The organism is Ruegeria sp. CRTD044 (assembly GCF_059613485.1).
Genome location: NZ_JBXWSP010000004.1, coordinates 121,249 through 143,690, shown reverse-complemented (window position 1 = coordinate 143,690; position 22,442 = coordinate 121,249). Strand labels below are relative to the sequence as shown.

Here is a 22,442-nt window from a genome sequence, read left to right as displayed (position 1 = left end):
CGGGTCTCTTGCATCATGCCGAAGGTTCAGGCTCCATCCCGCCCTCGGGCGGGGTCTTCTTGACCTTGGTCTTGGGAATCGCCGTCACGCTCGCGGCATTGCCGTGATCGGACTTGTCGCTTTCGTCGTCACTCTCATTCGGCGGTTCGCCATTCATGACGCGCTTGATTTCGTCACCCGTCAGAGTTTCGTATTCAAGCAGACCCTGAGCCAGACGCTCCCATTCTTCCTTGTGTTCGGTCAGGATCTGATGGGCGCGGTCATATCCCTGCTGGATCAGCCGTTTGACCTCTTCCTCGATCAGTTCCTTGGTATGGGCCGAAACCGAGAACCCGGCCGTGTTACCCTGATAGCCCTCATGCGCTTCGGCATAATCGATGTTGCCGACCTTGTCAGACATGCCCCAACGCATCACCATGGCCCGTGCAAGTTGGCTGGCCTGCATGATGTCACCGGCCGGGCCGTTCGAGACGTGGTCTTCACCGTACTTAATGACCTCAGCCGCCTTGCCCGCCATGGTCATGGCCAGCTTCTGCTCACATTCATCCCTGTGATAGTTCAGCTGGTCCATCTCGGGCAGGCTGACCACCATGCCCAGCGCGCCGCCCCGCGGAATGATCGTGGCCTTATAAACCGGATCGCACAGCGGCAGGGTCATACCGACGACGGCATGGCCGGCCTCGTGATAAGCGGTCTTTTCCTTCTGGTCCTGGGTCAGCACCATCGAGCGGCGCTCGGCCCCCATCATCACCTTGTCCTTGGCGTTCTCGAAGTCTTCCATGGTGACAAAACGCCGACCGACCCGCGCGGCCATCAACGCGGCTTCGTTCACCAGGTTGGCAAGGTCAGCCCCCGAGAAGCCGGGTGTGCCGCGCGCGATGATGCGCAGATCGACATCCGGGCCCAGAGGCGTCTTGCGGGCGTGAACCCCAAGAATCTTTTCGCGGCCCTTGATATCGGGGTTGCCGACGGTCACCTGACGGTCAAAGCGGCCCGGGCGCAGCAGCGCCGGGTCCAGCACGTCCTTGCGGTTGGTTGCAGCCAGGATGATGACGCCCTCGTTTGCCTCGAACCCGTCCATCTCGACCAGCAGCTGGTTCAGGGTCTGTTCGCGCTCGTCGTTGCCCCCGCCATATCCGGCGCCACGGTGGCGACCCACGGCGTCGATCTCGTCGATGAACACGATGCAGGGCGCGTTTTTCTTGGCCTGTTCGAACATGTCGCGCACGCGAGACGCACCCACACCGACGAACATTTCCACGAAGTCCGAACCCGAGATGGTAAAGAACGGCACGCCGGCCTCACCCGCAATCGCTCGGGCCAGCAGCGTCTTACCAGTGCCCGGAGGGCCAACCAGCAGCGCACCTTTCGGGATCTTGCCGCCAAGGCGCGAGAATTTCTGCGGGTTGCGCAGGAATTCGACGATCTCTTCCAGCTCTTCCTTGGCCTCGTCGATGCCCGCTACGTCGTCAAAGGTGACGCGGCCGTGCTTTTCGGTCAGCATCTTGGCCTTGGACTTGCCAAAGCCCATGGCACCGCCTTTGCCGCCGCCCTGCATCCGGTTCATGAAATAGACCCAGACACCGATCAGCAACAGGAACGGCAGCAGCGTGATCAGGAACGACTGAAAGCCGGATTGCTGCTGCTTTTCTGCCCGCACGGGGATGTCTTTCTCGATTAGCAGCTTGGTGACTTCGGCATCACCGGGCTTGATCGTGACGAAATTCCCGCCGGAACTGGTTGTGTAACGGATCTGCTCACCATCCAGCGTCACGCCTTTTACGTCGCCTGCTTCGACGGCGCTTACGAAATCCGAATAGGTTTTTTCATTGCTCTGGAGGGTTCCTCCCGGTCCGCTGAACAGATTGAACAGTGCAAGGATCAACAGGAAGAGAACGACCCAGAAGGCTATATTGCGAGCGTTGCCCAAGAAAATTCTCCCAAAAGACATCGGCAGATGAGGCGCTGCCGGGTTGCCTCTTAAAATAGAGATGATTGAAGCAGGTTCAATGCGATAAAAAAGAAGCCGAAAACTCGGGGAATTTCGGGTCCATTTCAAACGTCCATCCGTTCAAAAAACCGGCAAATGGCGCAGACACGATTTGGTCGCCCAGCCAAACGGCGGGCGTGGCCATCAGCACCATGCGCGGCACCCCTGTCGCGCGCCAGTCGGGTACTTGTGGCAACCCGGTTTCGCCGAGCGTGCCGATCTGCGCTCCGGGCGTGTCCGGTCCTGTCGCGATCCAACGCCCGTCCCAGAGTTCGGCCGGTCGGGCCACGCATGCCGAAACGGCGGTCAGCTCTCTGCAAAACCACGAACTATTCCCGTCCGTAAGGATTTGACAACCGCTCAGCGTCGACGAACGTCCCGCAACAACGGCCTGTACGACCTGCTCGACTTTGCTTTGCCGAGGCGGGTACCCCGGACCGGAAATCCGCTGAAGGATACCGACCACAAGCCGGCGCTGTATTTCTTCAGGTAGCGCAGCAAAACCGGCGCGATCCACACGCACCGCACAGGCTGTCTCCTTCGCAACACGGCGGGCGGATTCCTGCGCAAAATGCTCAAGCGCCCGGTTCGCACGCCCGAGGTTCGCAGCAACCCGGGACAAAGTGTCGGCCGTAATCCCCAAGCCGGACAGATGGCCCAACGCCTCGCGGGCCTTGATCCGGTCAAAGCGCAGGTCCTGATTCGAAGGGTCTTCGATCCATCGCACCCCCTCAGCCTGCAGGTAGTCCCGCAAAGCTGTGCGCGTTTCGCCCAGCAAAGGTCGCCAAACCGTGACACCGTCCAGATCGCGCCCAAAAGACATGGCCGACAATCCACGCACGCCAGAGGCGCGCCCAAGACGCATCAACACGGTTTCCGCCTGATCATCTGCGGTATGGCCCAGAGCGACCGCAGGAATGTCCTGCGACACCGCCCAGTTCCGCAGCAGGCCGTAGCGCGCCTGCCGTGCCTGATCCTGCAGGTTTCCCGACCGGTCCCATCCCGTCCATTTCAGAGTGACATGGGACACGCCCAAATGTGCACATGTCTCGGAAACACTGGCCGCCTCGGCGGCCGCATCCGGCCTCAGGCCGTGGTCGACAGTGGCCGCAAACAGCCGAACATCTTCATCCCGGGCGATGCGGACCAAAAGATGCAGCAATGCAAGCGAGTCGCTTCCGCCGGACACGGCCACGCCCAGTCGCGACGGAAGCGTTTCAGGCAACAGCGCCCTGACGCGCTCCGGAAGGGTGTCGGCTGGTGAGCTCAAGAACAGCTCAGCGACGCCATTTCCTCGGTTGCCGTGGCCACAAAGGCCGACGACGGGAACCGGACGCCGACTTCTCCAAGCGTGATACAAGCCTGGTCCACCTGGCCCAACCGGCCCAATGCTGCTCCAAGTTCGTACAACGCCTCGGGGGCCACCGGCCCTTCGGAATCGCCAGTAAAGCTGGCAAGGAAAGCCCGGGCCGCTTCACGGGTATCACCCAGCCCTTCCAAGGCCTGCCCTCGCCTCAGGTTGGCTTCGGGGGCCAGCGGGCTGCCGGGATACGCGCTGTCAAATTGCGCAAAAAGATCGGCCGCCGTCTGGAAATCTCCGTCCGCAAGGGCTTGCGACGCGGCATCAAAATCGGCTTGTTCACCTACGGCCAGTTCGACCTGGTCGCCGTCGGTGGCATCGCCGGGCGTCGTCATCGGAGCGGTGATGGCCGCTGTATCGCTATCTCCTCCCAATGTCGGTGTGCCTTCGCCAGTGAACTCGCAACCGGGTTCCAGCTCGCAGAGACGGAACTCCAGATCTCCGATCCGGTTGGTTCCGTCCGTCACGACATTCTGAACACGTTGATTCAGCTGCTCGGTCTGCCGGGTCAGCCTCTGCAACTCGGCCTCGATGGCGTCAACGCGTTCCAGTATCGAACTGCCGGACAGGTTCGGCGCGGGCGAGCCTGTCGTGGAAAACTCGCGCTTGAGCCGTTGGATTTCGACATGCAGCACCGTCAGCTCCTGGCGGATATCGGCCAGAGTCTGCTGATCCTGCGCTTGCGCGCCGCTGGCAAGGGTCAAAGCCGCCGCCAGAACCAATCCCGCAATTCTCATCCTGTTACCCCGTTGTGGAACCGGTCAGCACGGTGACCGCGCGGCGGTTCTTGGAATAGCATTCCTCGGTGCTGCAGATTTCGATCGGGCGCTCCTTGCCATAGCTGATCGTCTGCAGACGGTTTCCGGCCACACCGCGGGAAATCAGGTATTCCCGCGCGGCATTTGCCCGGCGGGCGCCCAGCGCAAGGTTGTATTCCCGCGTGCCCTGTTCATCCGCGTGACCTTCGATCGTCGCGACGTAGTCGGTGTTGGCCAACAGCCACTGGGCCTGCCCCTGAAGGATCGTCTGCGCTTCGGGCGAGAGCGTGGACTGATCCACGGCAAACAGGACCCGGTCACCGATCGCCTGCTGGAAATAGGCGGGCGAACGTGGGTCGCTGGGAGAACCCGGGACGATTGCGCCGTTGCCGCCGGCGCCACCGCCCAAAGCCGAGGGATCGTTGTTGGTACATGCGGCCACCAGCGCCAGCGCGCCCAGAGCCGCAAACTTGCTCAATACGTTCATTTCTGTTGCCTCTTGTCCCGTTTGTTTATTGACGTCTGTCTATCACAGCCAGCCTGCCTTGTGAACTTCGGCCCGACCGGCGGCTCCTTAATTCAACAGTGGCCCCCACGACGGGTCACTGCCACCGTCCGGGGTGCGTACGGGGCGCAGGTTTCGGCCCGAAATGTCGACCGAGTACAGGGTCGAACGCCCGCTGGCGCCCTGTGTTTCCCGCGCAAACATGATGACCCGGCCATTGGGCGACCATGTGGGCCCCTCGTCCAGGAACGAGGCGGTCAACAGCCGCTCTTCGCTACCGTCCAGTCGCATGACGCCGATGTGGAACCGGCCTTTGTTCTGCTTGGTAAAGGCCACCAAATCTCCGCGTGGTGACCAGACCGGCGTCCCATAGCGCCCCTGGCCAAAGCTGATGCGGGTCGCCTCACCGCCATTTGCCGGCATGATGTAAAGCTGAGGGCTGCCGGACCGGTCGCTCTCGAACACGATCCGCGATCCGTCGGGCGAATAGCTGGGCGCGGTTTCAATTGCGGGCGTGTTGGTCAGGCGCACGCTCTGTCCGGACGCCAGATCCATTTTCCAAAGATCCGTATTGCCGCCCTGCGTCAGCGAATAGACGATCGAGCGGCCATCCGGCGAAAAGCGCGGCGAGAAACTCATCGTACCTTCCTGAGTCTGCAATTCCTGCCGCTTGACCCGACCAACATCCAGAACGTAAATCCGCGGCCGGCCGCTTTCATAGCTGGTGTAGAGCAGCCGGTCGCCCGTTGGCGAAAAGCGCGGGGCCAGAACGATCGCGGCACTGTCGGTCAGGTACTGAACATTCGCCCCGTCATAATCCATGATGGCCAGCCGCTTGCGGCGCTGATCCTTTGGGCCGGTTTCCGAGACAAAAGCCACACGGCTGTCGAAATAGCCTCCTTCACCGGTGATGCGGCTGTAGACCTGATCAGCCACCTTGTGCGCCATTCGGCGCCAGCCCTCGGTTGTACCGGCAAATTGCAGGCCGTTGCCCAATTCCTGACCCGAGAATACATCCCAGACCCGAAACCGGACGGACAGGGTGTTGCCCGAGACATTCACCGCGCCGGTGACCAGCGCATCGGCATTGATCGCCTTCCAATCCGCAAATTGGACCGGCGCTTCGAAACTGCTGACACGGCTGATGAACGCATCCGGCGAAATCTCACGGAACAGGCCGGTTCCGGTCAGGTCCTCGGCGATGACGCGGCTGATGTCAGCCGCAAACTGGCTGGCCGCCGGACTGTCCGGTACAAAGCTGGGCACCGCAAACGGCAAAGGTTCGATAATGCCTTCATCCAATTCCAGCCGAAGTGGGCCGGTTTGCGCAGACACGGGGGCCGACAGAAGGGTCAGGCCAACGAAGAGGCTGGTCAGAAGTTTCATCATTTGATCCGCATCCTCTCGGGATTGAAGGTGATCTCAATATCCTTCCAATGCTCGTATTTGTCAGCAGGAAGGTCATATCCTTTTGCTCCGCAGCGCAAAATCGCACGCCGGGCGGCCTCGTATGCCTGTTTTGCGGCCCCGTCCGAGCCGCCGGAGCTATCCAGAAGCTGCAGGCTGCCGGGAACGATCGAGCCGTCGCGGTTCAGTGAGAAACCGACCACCACAACGGTCTTGAGCGCGTCGGTCGACAACGAGCCCACATTCCAGCACCGCGAAACAGCCAGACGCATCGCATCCTTTTCACCGCCGGTGAGAGGCGGGCCGGACGGCTCGGACGTACCGCCCAAGGCCTCGGCCAACGCGTCATTGATCGCGGCCTCGTCCGGTTCCGCAGCCTGTTCGGCCGGCTCAGCGGTCGCGGTCTGTTCGGTTTCCGCAGGCTTGGGCCGATTGGGCCGGACCCGGGGACGCGGCGAGCTTTGTGGCGACAGGTCCTTGGCTTCTTCCGCCTCGGTCACGATCTGGTCGGTGGCTTCCTCGGGCGCGGTCTGGTCTTGCTGCTCCTGCTGGATCTCAGCACCTTCATCCAGCGAAACCGCCGGTGTTTCGATATCGTCCGGCTTTGCGTCCAGTGGCGGAGGAGCGATGGGTTCGGGGGCGACCTTGTCCGCTGGGCGCGGCTGGGACTCGGGCAGCGCTGGCAAAACCGCAACCTCGGGTTCCGGTTCATCCAGTACCGAAGGCTGCTCGATCACTTCGGGTTCAGGTGGAGCCTCAACTGCCTCGGGTTGCGGCTCGGGCTCCGGTTCAGGTGGCGTGACCGGCTCGGGGCGCGGCTGTTCTTCGGCAGACGGCTCCGGCACTTCGGGCGCCGGGGGTTGTACGATCGGATCTTCCAATGCGTTGGGGGGCGTCGGAACTTCGGGCGCATCGCTTTGCGCCGTCAGGGCAGCGAATTGCTCAGCCGAAACCACCGACACCTCCTGCACAGCAAAAGGCAGCGGCTCGGACCGGAACGTGCCGCCGAACAGGGCCCATCCGATCAATGTCACATGGGCAATCGCCGAAATCTTGGTGCCGGTATCCACCGCGCAGCCTCACTCTCCGCCCGCGTCCAGCGCCGGCCCGCCAGTATCGGTGACAAGGCCCACATTCGAAAACCCGCCGGCATTCAACGCACCCATGACCTGCATGACCTGCGCATAAGGAATGGCGCCATCGGCCCGCAGGTAGACGCGGTCGCTGCTGCGCTCGGCAGCAATGGCGCGTAACTTGCCGATCAACTCGTCGCGGGTCACCTCGGTGGTCTGGATCTGAACCCGCCCGTCGGCTGTTAGCGTGACGGTCAACGGTTCCTCGTTGTCGCCCGGCAGGGCACTGGCGGCGGTTTTGGGCAGGTCAACCTCGACCCCCACGGTCATCAGCGGAGCCGCGACCATGAAGATGATCAGCAGCACCAACATCACGTCGACAAAGGGTGTGACGTTGATTTCACCCATCGGCTGCGCACGCCCGCGCCGCCGTCCTCGGCGTCGTCCGTTGCCGCCAGACGATTGCTGGATCGCCGCACCCATGTCAGCTGTCCAACTGGCGGGACAGAATGGTTGCGAATTCGTCGGCAAAAGCCTCATATCCGCCAACGATGCGATCGCTGTCCGCGCTAAGTTTGTTGTAGAAGATTACGGCCGGAATTGCGGCCAAAAGGCCAAGACCGGTCGCCAGCAAAGCTTCGGCGATGCCCGGTGCCACGACGGCCAGGTTTGTGTTCTGCTGTTCGGCGATTTCGATGAAGGCGTTCATGATTCCCCAGACCGTACCGAACAGGCCGATGAAGGGCGCAGTCGAACCCACGGTGGCCAGGATCGAAAGACCCTTTTGCAAACCCTCGGCTTCTTTGGCGATGGCCACATCCATCGAACGATCGATCCGTGCCTGAGCGCCAGCTATGAGCCCACCGTCGGCGCGGTGCGAGCGGCGCCACTCGATCATGCCGGCTGCGAAGATCTTTTCGGAACTGCCATCCGGCTGCGTTCCGATCTGTTCAAACAGCTCGTCCAGCGGGTTGCCCGACCAGAACGCCTCGTCGAACACCTGCGCTTCGCGTCGTGCGCTGCGATAGGTGATGAGCTTTTGAATGATGATCGACCATGACCAGAAGGATGCGACCACAAGGATCAGCATCACCACTTTCACGATGAATGTCGCACGGGCGAACAGCCCCCACATGGAGAAATCGATCTCCTGCGCCAGCGCCAGCGTTTCAGCTTCCATGAACCTGCTCTTTGTTTTGCCTGACAGCCGTTGATTGGCCTTGTTTTGCCAAACGCTAGCGTAGTTAGGGGCAAATTGCCAACAGAACCACAGGGGCTGAGCAAATTGTTACAGCAATGCGCGAATCTCTGCCGGGAGCCGGATCGGCCGGCCATCCTGATTGACGCAAACGGCCGTCACGGTCGCGCGGAAGACTTCGGTTTCCCCGCGCCGGATGAGTTGAGCCATGGTCAGTCGCACGCCGGAAATCGCGACGACCTCGGTTTCGACCAGCAACTCGTCATCGAACCGCGCAGACGCCAGATAGTCGGCCTCGACCCTCCGCACGACCCAAATGATACCAGCCTCGCGCATTGCGTTCTGGTCATTGCCCAGGTTGCGCACCCAATCCGACCGGGCGCGCTCGATATAGCGCAAGTAGTTGGCGTGATAGACCACGCCCCCCATGTCGGTGTCCTCGTAATAGACCCGGACGGGAAAGACATGCTTCATTGCGTCGGCTCCATGCGTGCGAACAGCCGCAGCGCATGGGACGGGTCCCGCGCCACCGCCGGCAAAACCGGATCATAGGCGGCGCGGATCAGCGCGGCAATGTCGGGCCGCAGGATCGTCGTGTCTCCCGCCACGGCCAGGGGCGAGCTCTCTCGGAAGGCTGTGTCCGACCACAAAAGAACGGTCTGAACAACCTGCGACAAGGCCAGCGTTTCAGCCGATACTTTCGACAGCGCCCGGTCCATCCTCACAAAGACAAACGCAGCACGGATCGCGCCGTCCAGATCGAACCTGAATGCTCGATACTGGTTGGCTCCGCCAGCATCGAGCCGTTCGACCAGCGGCGCGAGGTCCGGGATCAGCCGGTCAAGGTCGGGTACCTCAAGCAGCTCGGCCCAATCGCGAAAAAAGAACACCATGCAGTTGGCCCCCAACTCGGGGTCGGTCTCGGCCATCTTGTGGCCGGCCAGTGCAACCACCGCCTCGAACGCGCCTTTGACCGTTGCTAGCGTCTTGTCTTCCACACCAAATACGATCGGCACGATGGGCCGTCCCCAACGTGCGAAAAGATAGCTCCCGTCCGCGCGAAAAAACAACTCGGCAACACCCTCAGGCGTCATTGGCAATTCCCTCTTTTTTCAACCTCGGGGCCGTTGTTTACTATCGTAAACAACGATATGCCCGCGACAAACGCAATGTTGCCCGGGCGTTACCGACACTACCAGACCAGACGGTCTCGGCCATATCTGACAAGGACGAAACATCGGCCCAATGCTTTCCTGGATCAGAAGAAAACCGCCACAGCACAAAGGTCGGCTAACTCCTGAATTTGACCGCGTCTACCATTATCACATCAGAAAAACAGCCGGCTCTTCGTTGAATGCGGCGTTCCTATCGGCGTTCGCCGGCAAGCGTGTGACAGTGAAAGCTCTTGCGGGCGCCCCCAAACACCGAATTGCCGGCGAGATCGGGCCTGCGGTCGGCTGGTACGAGCGGCTGATCAAGTCGGGCAGCTTTGCTTACGCGTTGCACATTCGCCGTTCCATTCACTGAAGGTGCCCGCCAAGACCTGCACATTTACAGTGTTCCGCGATCCGGTCGAGCGGGCCTACAGCCACTTTTTGATGCTGAAAGGGTATATCGAAAACGGCGTCGATCACCCCTGCCTGGCATCCGAAGGCGATTGGGCGAGTGGCGACTTTGCCGATTTCATCGCATCCGCTGACCGCAATCACCTGCTGCGTCAGCTTTATATGTTCAGCGAAAACTTCGACGTGGACGAGGCTGTCGAGGCTGTGTCCTCTCTAGATCAAGTCGGTTTCTTTCACGAACTCGGCAATTTTCTTGAAAGCGCCCAGGCGTTGTTCTCGGTGGATTTGCCTATGCGCCACGAAAATAGGTCGTTGTCACGCAAGAAGCTGTCTGCGGAAGACTTGGCCGCATTCCGTCCTCATTTCGAACCTGAGTACGAGATGCTGACGAATATCCGCGAGCGTAGCGGCTGATCTACAATCGTCAGCCAAACAGGTCACTCTGCCCCTTGGGCGCAGCCATGCCCAGATGCGTCCAGGCCTTCTGCGCCAGCATCCGGCCGCGCGGCGTGCGCTGGATCAGGCCCTGTTGCAGCAGGTAGGGCTCGATTACTTCCTCCAGCGAGTCGCGGCTTTCGGACAGGGCGGCCGACAGGGTCTCGATCCCCACCGGGCCTCCGCCATAATTCTCGGCGATCAGTTTCAGATAGCGGCGGTCGGCCCCGTCCAGACCCAGATTGTCGACGCCCAGCCGTGTCAGCGCGCCATCAGCCAGCTTGCGCGTGATGCGTCCGTCGCCCTCGACGATGGCGAAATCCACGACCCGCCGCAGCAGCCGCCCGGCGATACGGGGGGTGCCCCGCGACCGGCGCGCGATCTCGCGTGCTCCGTCGTCATCGGCCGGCGCGCCCAGCTTGCGGGCGTTGCGGGTGACGATCTCGTGCAGCTCGTCCTCGGTGTAGAATTGCAGCCGCGTGGGAATACCGAACCGATCGCGCAGCGGGGTGGTCAGCAGGCCCATCCGCGTGGTCGCCCCGACCAGGGTAAAGGGCTGCAGCTCGATCCGCACAGTACGGGCCGCGGGCCCCTCGCCGATCACCAGATCCAGCTCGAAATCCTCCATCGCCGGGTACAGAACCTCTTCCACCGCCGGATTCAGGCGGTGGATCTCATCGATGAACAGCACGTCGCGCTCTTCGAGGTTGGTCAGGATCGCCGCAAGATCCCCGGCCTTGGCCAGAACCGGCCCCGAGGTCATGCGGAAGTTCACCCCAAGCTCGCGCGCCATGATCTGCGCCAGCGTCGTCTTGCCCAAGCCCGGAGGGCCGTGGAACAGCGTGTGGTCCATCGCCTCGTTCCGCTGGCGGGCCGACTGGATGAAGATGCGCAGATTGGCCCGGGCCTCGGCCTGGCCGATGAATTCGTCCAGCCCCTGCGGGCGCAAGGCGCGGTCGTTGTCCTCAGGCAGAGGCTGCGGGCGCAGGGTCGGGTCGGCATCAACCATTCATTCAGCCTTTCGGAGCCAGCAGTTTCAACGCCGCGCGGATCAATTCGGCCTCTCCGGCATCGGGCAGGTTGGCGGCGGCCTCGGCGACGGCAGAGGCGGCCTCGGACGGGCCATAGCCCAGGTTCGACAGCGCCGACAAAGCACCCGCCGACGCCGCACCCGCGCCGGGTTTCGGGGCCCGTACTGGGGCTGGCGCCGGGTCTGCGGATTCAACCACCTCGGCCACGGGGCCGTCCATCGCCTCGGTCACCGTGCCGCCCATCGCCATGACGCCGGGCGCCTTGTCTTTCAGGTCCAGCACGATGCGCTGCGCGGTCTTGGGCCCGACACCCTTGGCCGCCTTCACCGCCCCCCAATCGCCCAGCGCGATGGCCCGGCTGACCCCGTCCGGCCCCAGCGCGCCCAGAATGGCCAGCGACACCTTGGCCCCCACCCCCTGAACCGAGCAGAGCAGCCGGTGCCATTCTTTCTCGACCAGAGACAGAAAGCCGTAAAGCTGCATCAGGTCCTCGCGCACCACCAGATCGGTATACAACGAGACCGCCTCGCCTACCCCGGGCAGGGCCGCCATGGTCCGGTCCGAGCAGTAGACGATGTAGCCGACCCCGCGCACGTCGATCAGAAGATGATCCGCCGCGCGGTAGTCGATGCGTCCGGTCAGCTTGCCGATCATGTGGCCACCTGCTTGATGCGCGCCTGCGGCGTCGCACCGTAGAACGCATGACAGATCGCAATCGCCAGCGCATCCGCCGCGTCGGCCCCTTTGGGCTGGCACCCCGGCAGTTGAAGTTTGACCATGTGCAGAACCTGCTCCTTCTCGGCGTGCCCTACGCCCACCACGGTTTTCTTGACCCGGTTGGGCGCGTATTCGCCCACCGGCAACCCCGCCTGCGCCAAGGTCAGCAACGCCACTCCGCGCGCCTGACCCAGCTTCAGCGTCCCGGCGCCGTCCTTGTTGACGAAGGTCTGTTCAATCGCCGCCTGATCGGGCTGATGTTCGGCGATCACCTCGACGATCTGGTTGTGCAGCGACAAAAGCCGCTCACCCAGATCATCCCCGTCGGATTTGCAAAGGCCGTTGGCAACATGGCTCAGCCGGCTGCCATGTGATTCGATGACGCCCCATCCCAGGGTTCGCAGCCCCGGATCAATGCCCAGAATTCGCATGTTGTGCCTCGGCCTGCTCGGGTTTTCATTGTCTTTTCTCTCGATTAGCACGAAGCGTGAACATTTTCCAAGAAAATTGATCCGGCGACCAAATGCGACACACCTGTTCCGTCCGCGACAATTCGGACGCATTGCGACCCCAGAAAGTCTGAAACCGACACATTCCCAAAGCAGTTTTCACCAATAATTTAAGGGACTTTCATCATTTTCGAAGTATTGCAAAAACTGCATAGGACACATGCAGTTTCAGCACTTGCAAGGTCAATCCGACATCACTAACTGGCCCGAGAATTCGACATTCAAACGTCAACACTGAACAGAAGGAAGCAGGATATGGCTGCAATTGACACAACCCGCGCCTCGATTGGCTCGTTTGGCCTTGTCGGCCGTATCGGCGCCTTTCTGGCATCCGTCGTGAACGCCGTTGTCGCCTGGAACGACGCACGCGTGACGCGCAATGCATTGAACGGTCTGAGCAACCGTGAACTGGAAGATATCGGCCTGTGCCGCGGTGACATCGACGAAGTCGCTGCTGGCCGCCGCCGTCTGTACTGAAACCACCCGCTCTCGCCCCTATCCTCCCTCGGGGCAGCACAGAAACACCGCGGACCGAAAGGTACGCGGTGTTTTTGTCTTTTGAAGGCTCTTTAGGAGAGAGAGTTCAGTAGAGAATCTTGTTCAGCTGTGTCGACAGGGCCTGCGACAATGGATCGATCTGCATGATCCATGCGCCCGCCTGTTCAACCGATGTACCTTCGTTCAGGGCATCCACCCGATACTGGTATCCGGTCGGGCCGAGATTGGATAGCAGGAACGCTTTGAAAGCAAAAAATCCGCACAGGCACAGCAACAGAACCTTGGCCGGAACCGCCGAGCGTACCCGCTGGGGTTTCATGACGACCAGACCATCTTTGCGCATAGTCGCGCGATAGCCACGGCTCATCTTGTTGTGTTTCTTTGTCAGCCGATGAACGCGCTGATCGAATTCAAGTTGTTTTCCTGTCATGGCAGCCTCCAAAAACCGCCCCCAAAATTCATTGGATGACGGTAGAAAGAGAATGCGTCAAAACCGTGGCAAAAATCCACAAACCTCCTGCAAATGGTCTAATTTGCGCCCTGTTTGGTTAAGACTAGCGTCGTCCATTCACCAATCATTGACCGATCCATCGTATTGAACCCGTTTTGTGCATAAACCGATTCCACTTCGTCGGCCTGCTCGTTGAGGATTCCCGACAGGATCGCATGTCCGCCTCCGCGCAGATTCTGCGCGATCTCCGGCGCAAGGGCCACCAGCGGGCCCTTCAGAATGTTGGCAAAAATCAGATCGTAAGGCGCCACCGCCTGGAGGTCAGGATGGTCAAATCCGGCAGCCTCGACACAACGGACGGCCCCGGCCATGCCGTTGGCCTTCAGGTTGGCCTCGGCTACGTCGACGGCGACCTGATCAATGTCGCTGGCCAGGATGTCACATTCCCAGACCCGCGCCGCCGCCATCGCCAACACCGCCGTACCGCAGCCGATATCGGCGACCTTGCCGGCCTCGAACCCAGTCTCAATCAGCTTGTCCAGCGCCCGCAGACATCCCAGCGTCGTTCCGTGGTGCCCGGTACCGAAGGCCATCGCCGCCTCAATCAGCAGCGGGATGCGTCCCTCGGGCAGCTTGTCGGCGTCATGGCTGCCATAGACGAAAAACCGCCCGGCTTCGACCGGGGCCAGCTCGCGCCGGACATGGGCGACCCAGTCGGTTTCCGGCAGTTCCGACACCACGAACGGCTTGGCCTCGAAGGCCGCCGCCAGCAGGGCCAGGGCGGCCTCGTCGGGGCTTTCGGTGAAATAGCCGCCGACCTCCCACAGGCCCGAGCCGTCCTCGACCTCGAAGACGCCCACGCCGGTGGGTTCGGGCTCCAGACGCTCCATCGCTTCGCCCAGGCTTTCGGCTGCGGCTTTGCCTTTCAGGGTGGTCAGGGCGGTGAATGTGGGCATGGGAACCTCCTGCAGAAACCGCCTTTGCGCCTAGGGCCGTCAGCCGCCGAGGTCAAGCGTCCCGGGTGTCATTCGGCCGGTGCGGGGGCGTATTTCGAAAAGATGGTCTCGTTCCCCGGCTCGGGGTGGCGCGGGATCAGCAGCGACAGCGCCAGAGAGATCAGCGCCATGCCCGCCGCCAGGCCGAACACCGCCCCCGGCGACACGACCCACAACAGGCCAAGCAGTGCCGGCAGGAACACCGCCGCGATGTGGTTGATGGTGAAGGCCACCGCCGCGGTGGGCGCGATGTCGGCCGGGTCGGCGATTTTCTGGAAATAGGTCTTGAGCGCCAAAGCCAGCGCGAACAGCACATGATCGATGACATAGAGAATAGCCGCCAGCAGCACGCCCCAGCCGAACCAGTAGATGCCGCCATAGGCCGCAAACACGATGGCAAGGCCCAGATACTCGAAGATCAGCGTACGCCGCTCGCCAAACACCGCGACGGCCTTGCCCAGCAAAGGGGCGGCGGCCATGTTGATGATCAGATTGATGAGGTACAGACTGGTCAGGTGATGCACTTCGAAGCCAAAGCGTTCGACCATCATGAACCCCGCGAACACGACGAAGATCTGCCGCCGCGCGCCCGCCATGAACTGCAGCGCGTAATACAGCCAGTAGCGCCGGCGCAGCACGATTTTCTTGGTCTGCGGTGTCGGCGCATCGAATTGTGGATAGGCGATCAGGCAGAACAGTGCGAGTACCGCTGTCAGCCCACCAGCCGCCATGAAGACCGTGTTGTAGGACAGATCGAACCGGTCCCAGGTCAGCACGATCAGCCCATAGACCACCAGCGTCGAGGCCGATCCCATCGCCACCAGCCAGCCCAGCACCTGCGGGGCGCGGTCCTTGGGCAGCCATTGCAGCTGAAGCGACTGATTCACCGTTTCGTAGTAGTGAAACCCGATCGAGCTGAACAGGGTCACGAACAGCAGCCCGCCGAGGCTGGGAAACCAGGCCGTCACTGCCGTGGCCACACCCAGCAGCACCAGCGAAATCATGGCCAGCACCTGCTCGCGCACGAAAATTATCACCGCGATCACGCCCACGGCCAGAAAGCCCGGGATTTCACGCACCGTGTGCAGCAGGCCGATGTCTGCCCCGTCGAAATCCGCGACTTCGATCACAAAATTGTTCAGCAGCGCGCTCCACGCGTTGAAGGCGATCGGCATGGTCAGCGCCATCACGAACAGCAACGTGACGGGGCGGCGCCAGAACGGCAGGCTCTGGGCCTGGGACAGGGGCATCGGTTTCAGCATGAGAGTTCTCTACGCCCAATCCGCCCGGCTGGCGAGAGGAAATCCCCCGTGCACACCGGGTCTGCGCTGATGCAGGGTCAGTAGAAACTCTGCGGGTCAATATCGACGGTCAGGCGGATGTCACCCTTCAGGCGCAGCGGTGCGATCCAGCGGGCGATGGCGTCCTGGATCGGCGCCCCCTTGGGCGCCTTGACCAGCAGCCGCACCCGGTGCCGCCCGCGGATACGGGCAATCGGCGCCGGGGCCGGTCCAAAGACCTGTGCCCCGATCTGCCGCAGCGGCGCGTCGTTGCGCGCCAGTACGTTGCCGATGTCAAAGACGGGCCCGACCTCGGGGCCGGACAGCACGATCCCCGCCATCCGGCCATAAGGCGGCACCCCGGCCGCCTGCCGCCCGGCGGCCTCGGCCCGCCAGAACCCTTCCTCGTCCCCCGACAGGATCGCGCGGATCACCGGGTGTTCGGGCTGAAAGGTCTGCAGCAGCGCCGCCCCCGGCTTGTCGGCCCTCCCGGCCCGGCCCGCCACCTGCCGCATCAGTTGAAAGGTCCGCTCGGCCGCGCGCAGGTCGGACCCGTGCAGGCCCAGATCCGAGTCGATCACCCCGACCAGCGTCAGGTTCGGGAAATTGTGCCCCTTGGCCACCAGTTGTGTGCCGATGACGATATCGGCGTCACCCTCGGCGATCTCTTCGATCTTGGCCTTCAGCGCCCGGGCCGAGCCGAACAGGTCGGAACTGAGCATGGCGATGCGGGCGTCGGGAAAGGTCGCCTCGGCCTCTTCGGCCAGACGTTCGATGCCGGGGCCGACCGGAGCCAGCTTGCCCTCGACCCCGCAGGCGGGGCAGGCCTCGGGCATGGGCTTGGTCTCGCCGCACTGGTGGCACATCAGACGTTTGAGGAACCGGTGTTCGACCATGCGCGCATCGCAGTGGTCGCAGGCGATCTGTTCGCCGCAGGCCCGGCACAGCGTCACCGGTGCATATCCACGGCGGTTGATGAACAGCAGCGACTGTTCGCCCTTCTCGATCCGCGCCTGCACCGCCTGGCGCAGGCTGGGGGAAATCCAGGTGCCCGGCTGCATCTTCTCGGCACGCATGTCGATGGTCTTCATGTCCGGCAGCACCGCCGCCCCAAAGCGCGAGGTCAGGTCCAGCCGGTCGTACTTGCCGGCCTCGGCATTGGCCCAGCTTTCCAGCGAGGGCGTAGCACTGGCCAAGATGACGCGCGACCCGCAGATCGCCGCCCGCAGCACCGCCATGTCGCGCGCATTGTAATGCACGCCGTCTTCCTGCTTGTACGAGGTGTCGTGTTCCTCATCCACTACGATCAGGCCCAGATCGCGGAACGGAAGGAACAACGCCGACCGCGCGCCCACCACCATCTGCGCATCGCCCTGCCCGACCATGCGCCAGACACGGCGGCGTTCAGTCATCGTGGCACCGGAATGCCATTCGGCCGGGCGGGCGCCGAACCGCTCCTCGACCCGTGTCAGAAACTCGGCGGTCAGGGCAATCTCGGGCAGCAGCACCAGCGCCTGCCGGCCCATGCGCAGTGCTTCGGCCACCGCTTCAAGGTAAACCTCGGTCTTGCCCGACCCGGTCACGCCCTTCAGCAGCGTGGTGCCATAGGTTCCGCTGCGCAGTGCGGCCCGCAACGTGTCGGCGGCAGCGGTCTGATCGGGGGTCAGCGCCTTGCCGGGCCGGTCCGGGTCCAGCGTCGGATAAGGCAGGTCGCGCGGGCTGTCCTCCTCGCGCACGGCGCCCTGCTTGACCAACCCTTTGACGACCGACGAGGTGACCCCGGCCATCTCGGCCAGTTCCTTCAGGGTAAAGGCCAGCCCGCCATAGTCGCGCAGCACCTCCAGCACCCGGGCCCGGGCATCGGTCATGCGGTCGGGCGTGCCGCTGCCCAGCCGATAGATCTTGCGCATCGACAGCGGGTCGCCCAGCCCGGGCGCGCGAGTAGCCAGCCGCAGCATGGCCGGCATCGGCGTCAGCGTGTAGTCGGCCGCGCGCTGCAGGAACAGGCGCATCTCTTCGCGCATGGGCGCCACGTCCAGCACCCGGATGACCGAGCGGATCTTGCTGCGGTCGAAATCTCCGCGCCCCGCGCCCCAGACCACACCCAGAACCTTGCGCGGGCCCAGCGGCACCTCGACGAAGGCCCCCAGGAAACACCCCCCCTCGGGCGCCTTGTAATCCAACGTCCGGTCCAGCGGCTGGGTCGTCAGAACCGCCACCAGCTCACCTTGGTCGAAATGCACCGGGTCGCTCAATGCGCGCCTTTCTTCAGCAGGGGTTTCAGCACGGGTCTCTTTGAGGTAAAGGCATCCGCGAGCAAGGCCAACCCATCAAAGGACTGCCCCGATGAAATTCTTCGTAGACACAGCCGAAATCGACGCCATCGCCGAATTGAACGACCTGGGCATGGTGGACGGTGTCACCACCAACCCCTCGCTGATCCTGAAATCGGGTCGTGACATTCTGGAAGTGACCAAGGAAATCTGCGACCTGGTCGATGGCCCGGTTTCCGCCGAAGTCGTCGCCACCGAGGCCGAGGACATGATCGCCGAAGGCCGCAAGCTGGCGCAGATCGCACCGAACATCGCCGTTAAGGTGCCGCTGACCTGGGCCGGTCTGAAAACCTGCAAGACGCTCAGCGACGAAGGCCAGATGGTCAACGTCACCCTGTGCTTCTCGGTCAATCAGGCACTTCTGGCAGCCAAGGCCGGCGCGACCTTCATTTCACCCTTCATCGGACGGCTGGACGACATCAACCTCGACGGTATGGACCTGATCGCCGACATCCGTCAGGTCTATGACAACTACGGGTTCGAAACCGAAATCCTCGCCGCCTCGATCCGCAGCGTGAACCATGTGGCCGACAGCGCCCGCATCGGCGCCGACGTGATCACCGCCCCGCCCGCTGTGATCAAGAAGCTGGCTGATCACCCGCTGACCGACAAGGGGCTCGAGGCCTTCCTGTCGGATTGGGCCAAGACCGGTCAGAAGATTCTGTGATCCATTGATCCCAAGCACAACCGCGCGGCCCCGTCCGGGGCCGCGCCTGGCCCAACTGCCCGGGCCTGATCTTTGATCAGATGCCTGCAGGCGGGAGCCACGCCCCCACACACGGCGCCTAATCCACCTAAACGTGCATTTTTCCCAAGGTATTTCCGGGCACCCGTGCTATAACGCCCCCAACAAAAAAAGACCGGACAGGATATGAGCAGCAATCCCAAACTCGAGGACAACCTCCGCGCCGCGATTCTGGCCGAGCCGGACGCCGTACTGGACGACAAGGATCTGATGCAGGCGCTGGTCGCCGCGAACGAACGCGCCCGCGGAGACAACATAATCGACCTGCGCGGAATCGCCATGCAACGGCTTGAGGCACGGCTGGACCGGCTGGAGGACACTCACCGCTCGGTCATCGCCGCCGCCTACGAGAACCTCGCCGGAACCAACCAGGTTCACCGAGCCATCCTGCGCCTTCTTGAGCCGACGGAATTCGAGGACTTCCTGCGCGTGCTGGGTACGGAAGTTGCCGAAATCCTCCGCGTCGACCGCATCACGCTGGTCCTGGAAACAACGTTGGTCCAACAGGACCCAAGCATCGACCGGCTGGACGGTGTTTTGGCCGTGGCGGAACCGGGTTTCGTACAATCCTACATGGACAACGCTCCGAACCACCCCGCGCGCGAGGTTGTCCTGCGCGAAATTCGCCAACCCAACCGCAGAGTGCACGGGGATCAGCTGGACCAGCTGCAATCTGAGGCATGTATGCAGCTGGATCTCGGCAAAGGGCGTCTGCCGGGCATGATTGTCATGGGCGCGCGCGACCCAAGGCACTTCTCGCCTCAATTGGGCACTGATCTGCTGGCCTTTTTTGCAGGCGTATTCGAACGGTCGATGCGCCACTGGCTGTCATGAGCCTGATCTCTCCAGCCTGCCGCGATGCGTTGCAGTTGTGGCTGGAGGGATTGACCGCTTTGGCGGGCCGCTCGGAAAACACCATCAATGCCTATCGCGGGGATGTCTCGGATTTCCTGTCTTTCATGACTTTGCATCACAGCGAACGGCAGGGGCTGGCGGCGCTCGAGCGCATCACCGTTTCGGACATGCGGGCCTGGATGGCACATCAACGCGAATCCGGTGTCGGGGCGCGGTCACTGGCGCGAAAACTGTCCGCCGTCAAAAGCTTCTATCGCTGGCTGGCTGAACGCGAGGGGTTCGAGCCCACCGCCGTCCTGTCCACCCGCGCCCCGAAATACACCAAGAAACTGCCGCGCCCTCTGGCCGAAGACGCCGCCCGAGCCATGATCGAGACGGTCGAGCTGCAGTCCGGGTCAGATTGGGTTGCCGCCCGCGACGTTGCCGTCGTGACCCTGCTGTATGGCTGCGGCCTTCGCATTTCCGAAGCCCTGTCCCTGACCGGAGCGGACGCGCCCCTGCCCAACACGCTGAGAATTGTCGGCAAGGGTAACAAGGAAAGGATCGTTCCGGTCATACCCGCTGCGCGTCAGGCAGTCGACCGATACATGGAATTGTGCCCACATCCCCAAAGCCCAACCGCCCCATTGTTCCGCGGCGTACGGGGCAAGGCCCTGAGTCCAAGGGCAATTCAGGGCGTCATGGCCAAAGCGCGCATGCAGCTGGGTCTTCCGGCAACAGCCACTCCACACGCGATGCGGCACAGCTTTGCCACCCATCTTCTGTCGGCCGGCGGAGACCTCCGGGCCATTCAGGAACTGCTGGGTCACGCGTCCCTTTCGACCACCCAAGCTTATACAGCGGTCGACACCGCGCGCCTTATGGAGGTGTACAACCGCGCGCACCCCAAAGCCTGAGACGCAGCGGAATTGCAGCAATCAAATTTCGGTGCTGATACCGCTGGCTTTTTGCTTTGCATCTCGGGCGCGCATCGTACATGACACGGGTCATGACACTCAGATTCAAAGCCTTAGCCGTTCACCTGTTTACCGCGACCGGAGCCGTATTTGCGATGCTGGCCATGCTGGCCGCGGTCGAGGAAAAGTGGAGCCTGATGTTTCTGTGGCTGGTCGTTTCGTTCATCGTCGACGGAATCGACGGCCCTTTGGCGCGGCACTATCACGTCAAAAAGAACGCGCCCGAGTTCGACGGTGTCCTGCTGGACCTGATCATCGACTATCTGACCTACGTCTTCATTCCGGCCTACGCGCTGTTCAAATCCGGCTTGATGGACGGCTGGACCGGTTGGTTCGCGATCATCGTCATCACCTTCGCCAGCGCGATGTATTTTGCCGACACGCGTATGAAAACAAAGGACAATTCCTTTTCCGGTTTTCCCGGTTGCTGGAACATGGTCGTGGTGGTGATCTTTGCGCTAAAGCCCGACTTCTGGTTCAGCCTCGTTCTTGTGGCGCTGCTGGCCGTTGCAATGTTTCTGCCCCTGAAATTCATTCACCCCGTACGCACCGAACGCTGGCGCAACCTGTCCCTGCCCATGGCCTTCGCCTGGACATTTTTCGCCGGATGGGCCGCTTGGGTGGATTTTCACCCGCAAAGCTGGGCGCATTGGGGTCTAGTGGTGACCAGCCTGTACCTGGTCTCGGCAGGGATCGCCCAGCAAATCATGCCGCCGAGCCGCGACTGAGACGCGGCCCGAACGGGCGCAAATCACAGGTCAGAGAATTTCCCGGATCTCGAACTCGGTGCCATTGTGGGTGAAGACGTCCCCCTTGCGCATTCCGGCCATGGCCAGATAGATCGGGCTTTGGGTTGAAATCCCCATATATGTTTCACCATCCACGTCGAACTTGGTGGTCGATACGCAGACGACGAAATGCCGATCCCCCAGCCAGACTACGGCGCCCGGCTGCACGGTATCCGTCAGGCTGAAATCGGTGTTTTCGATCACGTCAATCTTGGCATGGTGCGCATGCACCGGCCCGTCAAACGCAGCGGCCAGATCTGCGCTTTCGCGCGAGGCGGCGATGTCGTCCTTGTCGTGGCCTTCCCGGTCATCCAATTTGGACTCTTTCTGAAAGGCATCGTGGTGCGCCTGCGCCGTCGCCAACTCCTGCGCCTCCAACGCCATCAATTGGTCAATGATGGCCTTCTTCCGGGCGGCGAGGTCAATTTTCGCAGTCATGAATTGCAGTCCTTCGGGTTCGAAAACTGTCTCAGGTTGGGACGCTTTGCAAAAGATTGCAACCGGATTCCGGTGGTCAGATCAGCAGACTGGCAGCGCCCTCGTGACGCAACAGGGCAACCTTGCCCTCAACCCCGCCCTGCCCCGAGAACCCGCCAAGCCCGCTTGCCGCCAGAACGCGGTGACATGGAATGATCACCGGGATCGGGTTGGCACCACAGGCCTGCCCGACAGCTTGCGCCGGACACCCAAGATCCTGCGCGATATCACCGTAGGTCCGTGTGTCACCGAAAGGAATCGCGGACATCAAGTCGCAGACCTGCTTCTGGAACTCGGACCCAACGACACGCAGCGGCAGGTCGAACTTTTGCAACCGGCCCTCGGCATAGGCCCTGATTTGTAACCCCGCTTCGATCACCAGCGGGGTCTTCTCACCCGTTGTGTGACCGTCCCACACCAGACTGGTGATGGCACCGTCCTCTTCTTCTATCCCAAGGCATCCGAACTGGGTTTCCACTGCAATCATCGGCATGGGCGCAGAGTTTCAGATCAGCG

At 62.2% G+C, this 22,442-nt stretch carries 26 protein-coding genes; 7 read left to right on the top strand and 19 right to left on the bottom strand.

Going from position 1 to position 22,442, the window contains the following annotated elements:
- Positions 1 to 13: 13 nt before the first annotated feature.
- The 10 genes from ftsH to AC2FNL_RS03545 form a co-directional block, all read right to left on the bottom strand.
- Positions 14 to 1,930, bottom strand: a complete 1,917-nt coding sequence (ftsH, locus tag AC2FNL_RS03590; protein WP_093962771.1) for an ATP-dependent zinc metalloprotease FtsH — start codon at positions 1,928 to 1,930, stop codon at positions 14 to 16.
- A 76-nt stretch (positions 1,931 to 2,006) separates the two neighbouring features.
- Positions 2,007 to 3,260, bottom strand: a complete 1,254-nt coding sequence (gene tilS, locus AC2FNL_RS03585) for a tRNA lysidine(34) synthetase TilS (RefSeq protein ID WP_496832452.1) — start codon at positions 3,258 to 3,260, stop codon at positions 2,007 to 2,009.
- Positions 3,257 to 4,087 carry a tol-pal system protein YbgF gene (gene ybgF, locus AC2FNL_RS03580; protein WP_496832450.1) on the bottom strand — a complete coding sequence of 277 codons (831 nt, stop codon included), beginning with the start codon at positions 4,085 to 4,087 and terminating at the stop codon, positions 3,257 to 3,259. Before ybgF ends, tilS begins: the two co-directional genes overlap by 4 nt.
- Positions 4,088 to 4,091: 4 nt before the next feature.
- Positions 4,092 to 4,595, bottom strand: coding sequence for a peptidoglycan-associated lipoprotein Pal (gene pal, locus AC2FNL_RS03575; RefSeq protein WP_093962774.1), 504 nt, complete (start codon positions 4,593 to 4,595; stop codon positions 4,092 to 4,094).
- Between the two features lie 87 nt (positions 4,596 to 4,682).
- Positions 4,683 to 6,002 (bottom strand): Tol-Pal system beta propeller repeat protein TolB, encoded by a 1,320-nt coding sequence (gene tolB, locus AC2FNL_RS03570; protein WP_093962775.1) that lies wholly within the window; start codon positions 6,000 to 6,002, stop codon positions 4,683 to 4,685.
- Entirely contained in the window at positions 5,999 to 7,090 is a 1,092-nt protein-coding gene (gene tolA / locus AC2FNL_RS03565; protein ID WP_496832448.1) for a cell envelope integrity protein TolA, read from the bottom strand. Before tolA ends, tolB begins: the two co-directional genes overlap by 4 nt.
- A gap of 9 nt (positions 7,091 to 7,099) precedes the next feature.
- The gene (gene tolR, locus AC2FNL_RS03560) at positions 7,100 to 7,576 is read right to left on the bottom strand and encodes a protein TolR (protein ID WP_093962777.1); all 477 of its coding nucleotides are present in this window, start codon (positions 7,574 to 7,576) and stop codon (positions 7,100 to 7,102) included.
- A gap of 1 nt (position 7,577) precedes the next feature.
- Positions 7,578 to 8,273 (bottom strand): protein TolQ, encoded by a 696-nt coding sequence (gene tolQ, locus AC2FNL_RS03555; protein ID WP_093962778.1) that lies wholly within the window; start codon positions 8,271 to 8,273, stop codon positions 7,578 to 7,580.
- A 108-nt stretch (positions 8,274 to 8,381) separates the two neighbouring features.
- Positions 8,382 to 8,765 carry a tol-pal system-associated acyl-CoA thioesterase gene (ybgC, locus tag AC2FNL_RS03550; RefSeq protein WP_093962779.1) on the bottom strand — a complete coding sequence of 128 codons (384 nt, stop codon included), beginning with the start codon at positions 8,763 to 8,765 and terminating at the stop codon, positions 8,382 to 8,384.
- Positions 8,762 to 9,385 (bottom strand): hypothetical protein, encoded by a 624-nt coding sequence (locus tag AC2FNL_RS03545; RefSeq protein ID WP_496832445.1) that lies wholly within the window; start codon positions 9,383 to 9,385, stop codon positions 8,762 to 8,764. Before AC2FNL_RS03545 ends, ybgC begins: the two co-directional genes overlap by 4 nt.
- A 151-nt stretch (positions 9,386 to 9,536) precedes the next feature.
- Between AC2FNL_RS03545 and AC2FNL_RS03540 the strand changes: the two genes are divergently transcribed.
- Together AC2FNL_RS03540 and AC2FNL_RS03535 are read left to right on the top strand one after the other, a co-directional pair.
- Positions 9,537 to 9,818 carry a hypothetical protein gene (locus AC2FNL_RS03540; protein ID WP_093962781.1) on the top strand — a complete coding sequence of 94 codons (282 nt, stop codon included), beginning with the start codon at positions 9,537 to 9,539 and terminating at the stop codon, positions 9,816 to 9,818.
- Between the two features lie 2 nt (positions 9,819 to 9,820).
- Positions 9,821 to 10,270, top strand: coding sequence for a hypothetical protein (locus AC2FNL_RS03535; RefSeq protein ID WP_496832443.1), 450 nt, complete (start codon positions 9,821 to 9,823; stop codon positions 10,268 to 10,270).
- A 10-nt stretch (positions 10,271 to 10,280) separates the two neighbouring features.
- Here the strand turns inward: AC2FNL_RS03535 and ruvB are convergent, their stop codons facing one another.
- The 3 genes from ruvB to ruvC are packed head-to-tail and all read right to left on the bottom strand — an operon-like array spanning position 10,281 to position 12,470.
- Entirely contained in the window at positions 10,281 to 11,300 is a 1,020-nt protein-coding gene (ruvB, locus tag AC2FNL_RS03530; protein WP_496832441.1) for a Holliday junction branch migration DNA helicase RuvB, read from the bottom strand.
- Positions 11,301 to 11,304: 4 nt separating this feature from the next.
- Positions 11,305 to 11,976 (bottom strand): Holliday junction branch migration protein RuvA, encoded by a 672-nt coding sequence (gene ruvA / locus AC2FNL_RS03525; protein ID WP_496832439.1) that lies wholly within the window; start codon positions 11,974 to 11,976, stop codon positions 11,305 to 11,307.
- On the bottom strand, positions 11,973 to 12,470 hold the full coding sequence (gene ruvC, locus AC2FNL_RS03520; RefSeq protein ID WP_005977912.1) for a crossover junction endodeoxyribonuclease RuvC: 498 nt from the start codon (positions 12,468 to 12,470) through the stop codon (positions 11,973 to 11,975). The genes ruvA and ruvC overlap by 4 nt, the downstream gene beginning before the upstream one ends.
- Before the next feature lie 333 nt (positions 12,471 to 12,803).
- Between ruvC and AC2FNL_RS03515 the strand changes: the two genes are divergently transcribed.
- Positions 12,804 to 13,025, top strand: a complete 222-nt coding sequence (locus tag AC2FNL_RS03515; RefSeq protein WP_093962786.1) for a DUF1127 domain-containing protein — start codon at positions 12,804 to 12,806, stop codon at positions 13,023 to 13,025.
- A 106-nt stretch (positions 13,026 to 13,131) separates the two neighbouring features.
- On the opposite strand, the gene AC2FNL_RS03510 is transcribed toward AC2FNL_RS03515, so the two are convergent.
- The 4 genes from AC2FNL_RS03510 to AC2FNL_RS03495 form a co-directional block, all read right to left on the bottom strand.
- Positions 13,132 to 13,476, bottom strand: a complete 345-nt coding sequence (locus AC2FNL_RS03510) for a hypothetical protein (RefSeq protein ID WP_093962787.1) — start codon at positions 13,474 to 13,476, stop codon at positions 13,132 to 13,134.
- 98 nt (positions 13,477 to 13,574) lie between these two features.
- A complete protein-coding gene (locus tag AC2FNL_RS03505; protein ID WP_496832436.1) occupies positions 13,575 to 14,453 on the bottom strand; it encodes a 50S ribosomal protein L11 methyltransferase in 879 nt (292 codons plus the stop codon).
- 68 nt (positions 14,454 to 14,521) lie between these two features.
- Positions 14,522 to 15,754, bottom strand: a complete 1,233-nt coding sequence (locus tag AC2FNL_RS03500; protein ID WP_170337509.1) for an MFS transporter — start codon at positions 15,752 to 15,754, stop codon at positions 14,522 to 14,524.
- A 77-nt stretch (positions 15,755 to 15,831) separates the two neighbouring features.
- Positions 15,832 to 18,027 (bottom strand): primosomal protein N', encoded by a 2,196-nt coding sequence (locus AC2FNL_RS03495; protein ID WP_170446936.1) that lies wholly within the window; start codon positions 18,025 to 18,027, stop codon positions 15,832 to 15,834.
- A 91-nt stretch (positions 18,028 to 18,118) separates the two neighbouring features.
- On the opposite strand from AC2FNL_RS03495, the gene fsa reads away from it, so the two are divergent.
- The 4 genes from fsa (at position 18,119) to AC2FNL_RS03475 (ending at position 21,389) form a co-directional block, all read left to right on the top strand.
- Complete coding sequence (fsa, locus tag AC2FNL_RS03490; RefSeq protein ID WP_170337507.1) at positions 18,119 to 18,772, top strand: fructose-6-phosphate aldolase; 654 nt, start codon at positions 18,119 to 18,121, stop codon at positions 18,770 to 18,772.
- 204 nt (positions 18,773 to 18,976) lie between these two features.
- On the top strand, positions 18,977 to 19,684 hold the full coding sequence (locus tag AC2FNL_RS03485) for a DUF484 family protein (protein ID WP_170337506.1): 708 nt from the start codon (positions 18,977 to 18,979) through the stop codon (positions 19,682 to 19,684).
- The gene (locus AC2FNL_RS03480) at positions 19,681 to 20,601 is read left to right on the top strand and encodes a tyrosine recombinase XerC (RefSeq protein WP_093962793.1); all 921 of its coding nucleotides are present in this window, start codon (positions 19,681 to 19,683) and stop codon (positions 20,599 to 20,601) included. The genes AC2FNL_RS03485 and AC2FNL_RS03480 overlap by 4 nt, the downstream gene beginning before the upstream one ends.
- Positions 20,602 to 20,693: 92 nt before the next feature.
- Entirely contained in the window at positions 20,694 to 21,389 is a 696-nt protein-coding gene (locus AC2FNL_RS03475) for a CDP-alcohol phosphatidyltransferase family protein (RefSeq protein WP_093962794.1), read from the top strand.
- A 30-nt stretch (positions 21,390 to 21,419) separates the two neighbouring features.
- Here AC2FNL_RS03475 and AC2FNL_RS03470 read toward each other — a convergent pair whose 3' ends face one another.
- On the bottom strand, positions 21,420 to 21,887 hold the full coding sequence (locus AC2FNL_RS03470) for a hypothetical protein (RefSeq protein WP_496832432.1): 468 nt from the start codon (positions 21,885 to 21,887) through the stop codon (positions 21,420 to 21,422).
- A gap of 76 nt (positions 21,888 to 21,963) precedes the next feature.
- Complete coding sequence (locus tag AC2FNL_RS03465) at positions 21,964 to 22,419, bottom strand: methylated-DNA--[protein]-cysteine S-methyltransferase (RefSeq protein WP_496832430.1); 456 nt, start codon at positions 22,417 to 22,419, stop codon at positions 21,964 to 21,966.
- Positions 22,420 to 22,442 lie beyond the last annotated feature (23 nt).

Excerpts from the sequence above, each read along its gene's own strand:
- AC2FNL_RS03510 (WP_093962787.1), bottom strand. The coding sequence starts at position 13,476 with ATGACAGGAAAACAACTTGAATTCGATCAGCGCGTTCATCGGCTGACA.
- AC2FNL_RS03545 (WP_496832445.1), bottom strand. The coding sequence starts at position 9,385 with ATGACGCCTGAGGGTGTTGCCGAGTTGTTTTTTCGCGCGGACGGGAGC.
- AC2FNL_RS03475 (WP_093962794.1), top strand. The coding sequence starts at position 20,694 with ATGACACTCAGATTCAAAGCCTTAGCCGTTCACCTGTTTACCGCGACC.
- AC2FNL_RS03470 (WP_496832432.1), bottom strand. The coding sequence starts at position 21,887 with ATGACTGCGAAAATTGACCTCGCCGCCCGGAAGAAGGCCATCATTGAC.
- AC2FNL_RS03500 (WP_170337509.1), bottom strand. The coding sequence starts at position 15,754 with ATGCTGAAACCGATGCCCCTGTCCCAGGCCCAGAGCCTGCCGTTCTGG.
- ybgC (WP_093962779.1), bottom strand. The coding sequence starts at position 8,765 with ATGAAGCATGTCTTTCCCGTCCGGGTCTATTACGAGGACACCGACATG.
- ruvB (WP_496832441.1), bottom strand. The coding sequence starts at position 11,300 with ATGGTTGATGCCGACCCGACCCTGCGCCCGCAGCCTCTGCCTGAGGAC.
- AC2FNL_RS03515 (WP_093962786.1), top strand. The coding sequence starts at position 12,804 with ATGGCTGCAATTGACACAACCCGCGCCTCGATTGGCTCGTTTGGCCTT.
- ruvC (WP_005977912.1), bottom strand. The coding sequence starts at position 12,470 with ATGCGAATTCTGGGCATTGATCCGGGGCTGCGAACCCTGGGATGGGGC.
- tolR (WP_093962777.1), bottom strand. The coding sequence starts at position 7,576 with ATGGGTGCGGCGATCCAGCAATCGTCTGGCGGCAACGGACGACGCCGA.
- pal (WP_093962774.1), bottom strand. The coding sequence starts at position 4,595 with ATGAACGTATTGAGCAAGTTTGCGGCTCTGGGCGCGCTGGCGCTGGTG.
- tolB (WP_093962775.1), bottom strand. The coding sequence starts at position 6,002 with ATGATGAAACTTCTGACCAGCCTCTTCGTTGGCCTGACCCTTCTGTCG.
- tolQ (WP_093962778.1), bottom strand. The coding sequence starts at position 8,273 with ATGGAAGCTGAAACGCTGGCGCTGGCGCAGGAGATCGATTTCTCCATG.
- ybgF (WP_496832450.1), bottom strand. The coding sequence starts at position 4,087 with ATGAGAATTGCGGGATTGGTTCTGGCGGCGGCTTTGACCCTTGCCAGC.
- AC2FNL_RS03465 (WP_496832430.1), bottom strand. The coding sequence starts at position 22,419 with ATGCCGATGATTGCAGTGGAAACCCAGTTCGGATGCCTTGGGATAGAA.
- fsa (WP_170337507.1), top strand. The coding sequence starts at position 18,119 with ATGAAATTCTTCGTAGACACAGCCGAAATCGACGCCATCGCCGAATTG.
- AC2FNL_RS03505 (WP_496832436.1), bottom strand. The coding sequence starts at position 14,453 with ATGCCCACATTCACCGCCCTGACCACCCTGAAAGGCAAAGCCGCAGCC.
- AC2FNL_RS03480 (WP_093962793.1), top strand. The coding sequence starts at position 19,681 with ATGAGCCTGATCTCTCCAGCCTGCCGCGATGCGTTGCAGTTGTGGCTG.
- AC2FNL_RS03540 (WP_093962781.1), top strand. The coding sequence starts at position 9,537 with ATGCTTTCCTGGATCAGAAGAAAACCGCCACAGCACAAAGGTCGGCTA.
- ruvA (WP_496832439.1), bottom strand. The coding sequence starts at position 11,976 with ATGATCGGCAAGCTGACCGGACGCATCGACTACCGCGCGGCGGATCAT.
- AC2FNL_RS03485 (WP_170337506.1), top strand. The coding sequence starts at position 18,977 with ATGAGCAGCAATCCCAAACTCGAGGACAACCTCCGCGCCGCGATTCTG.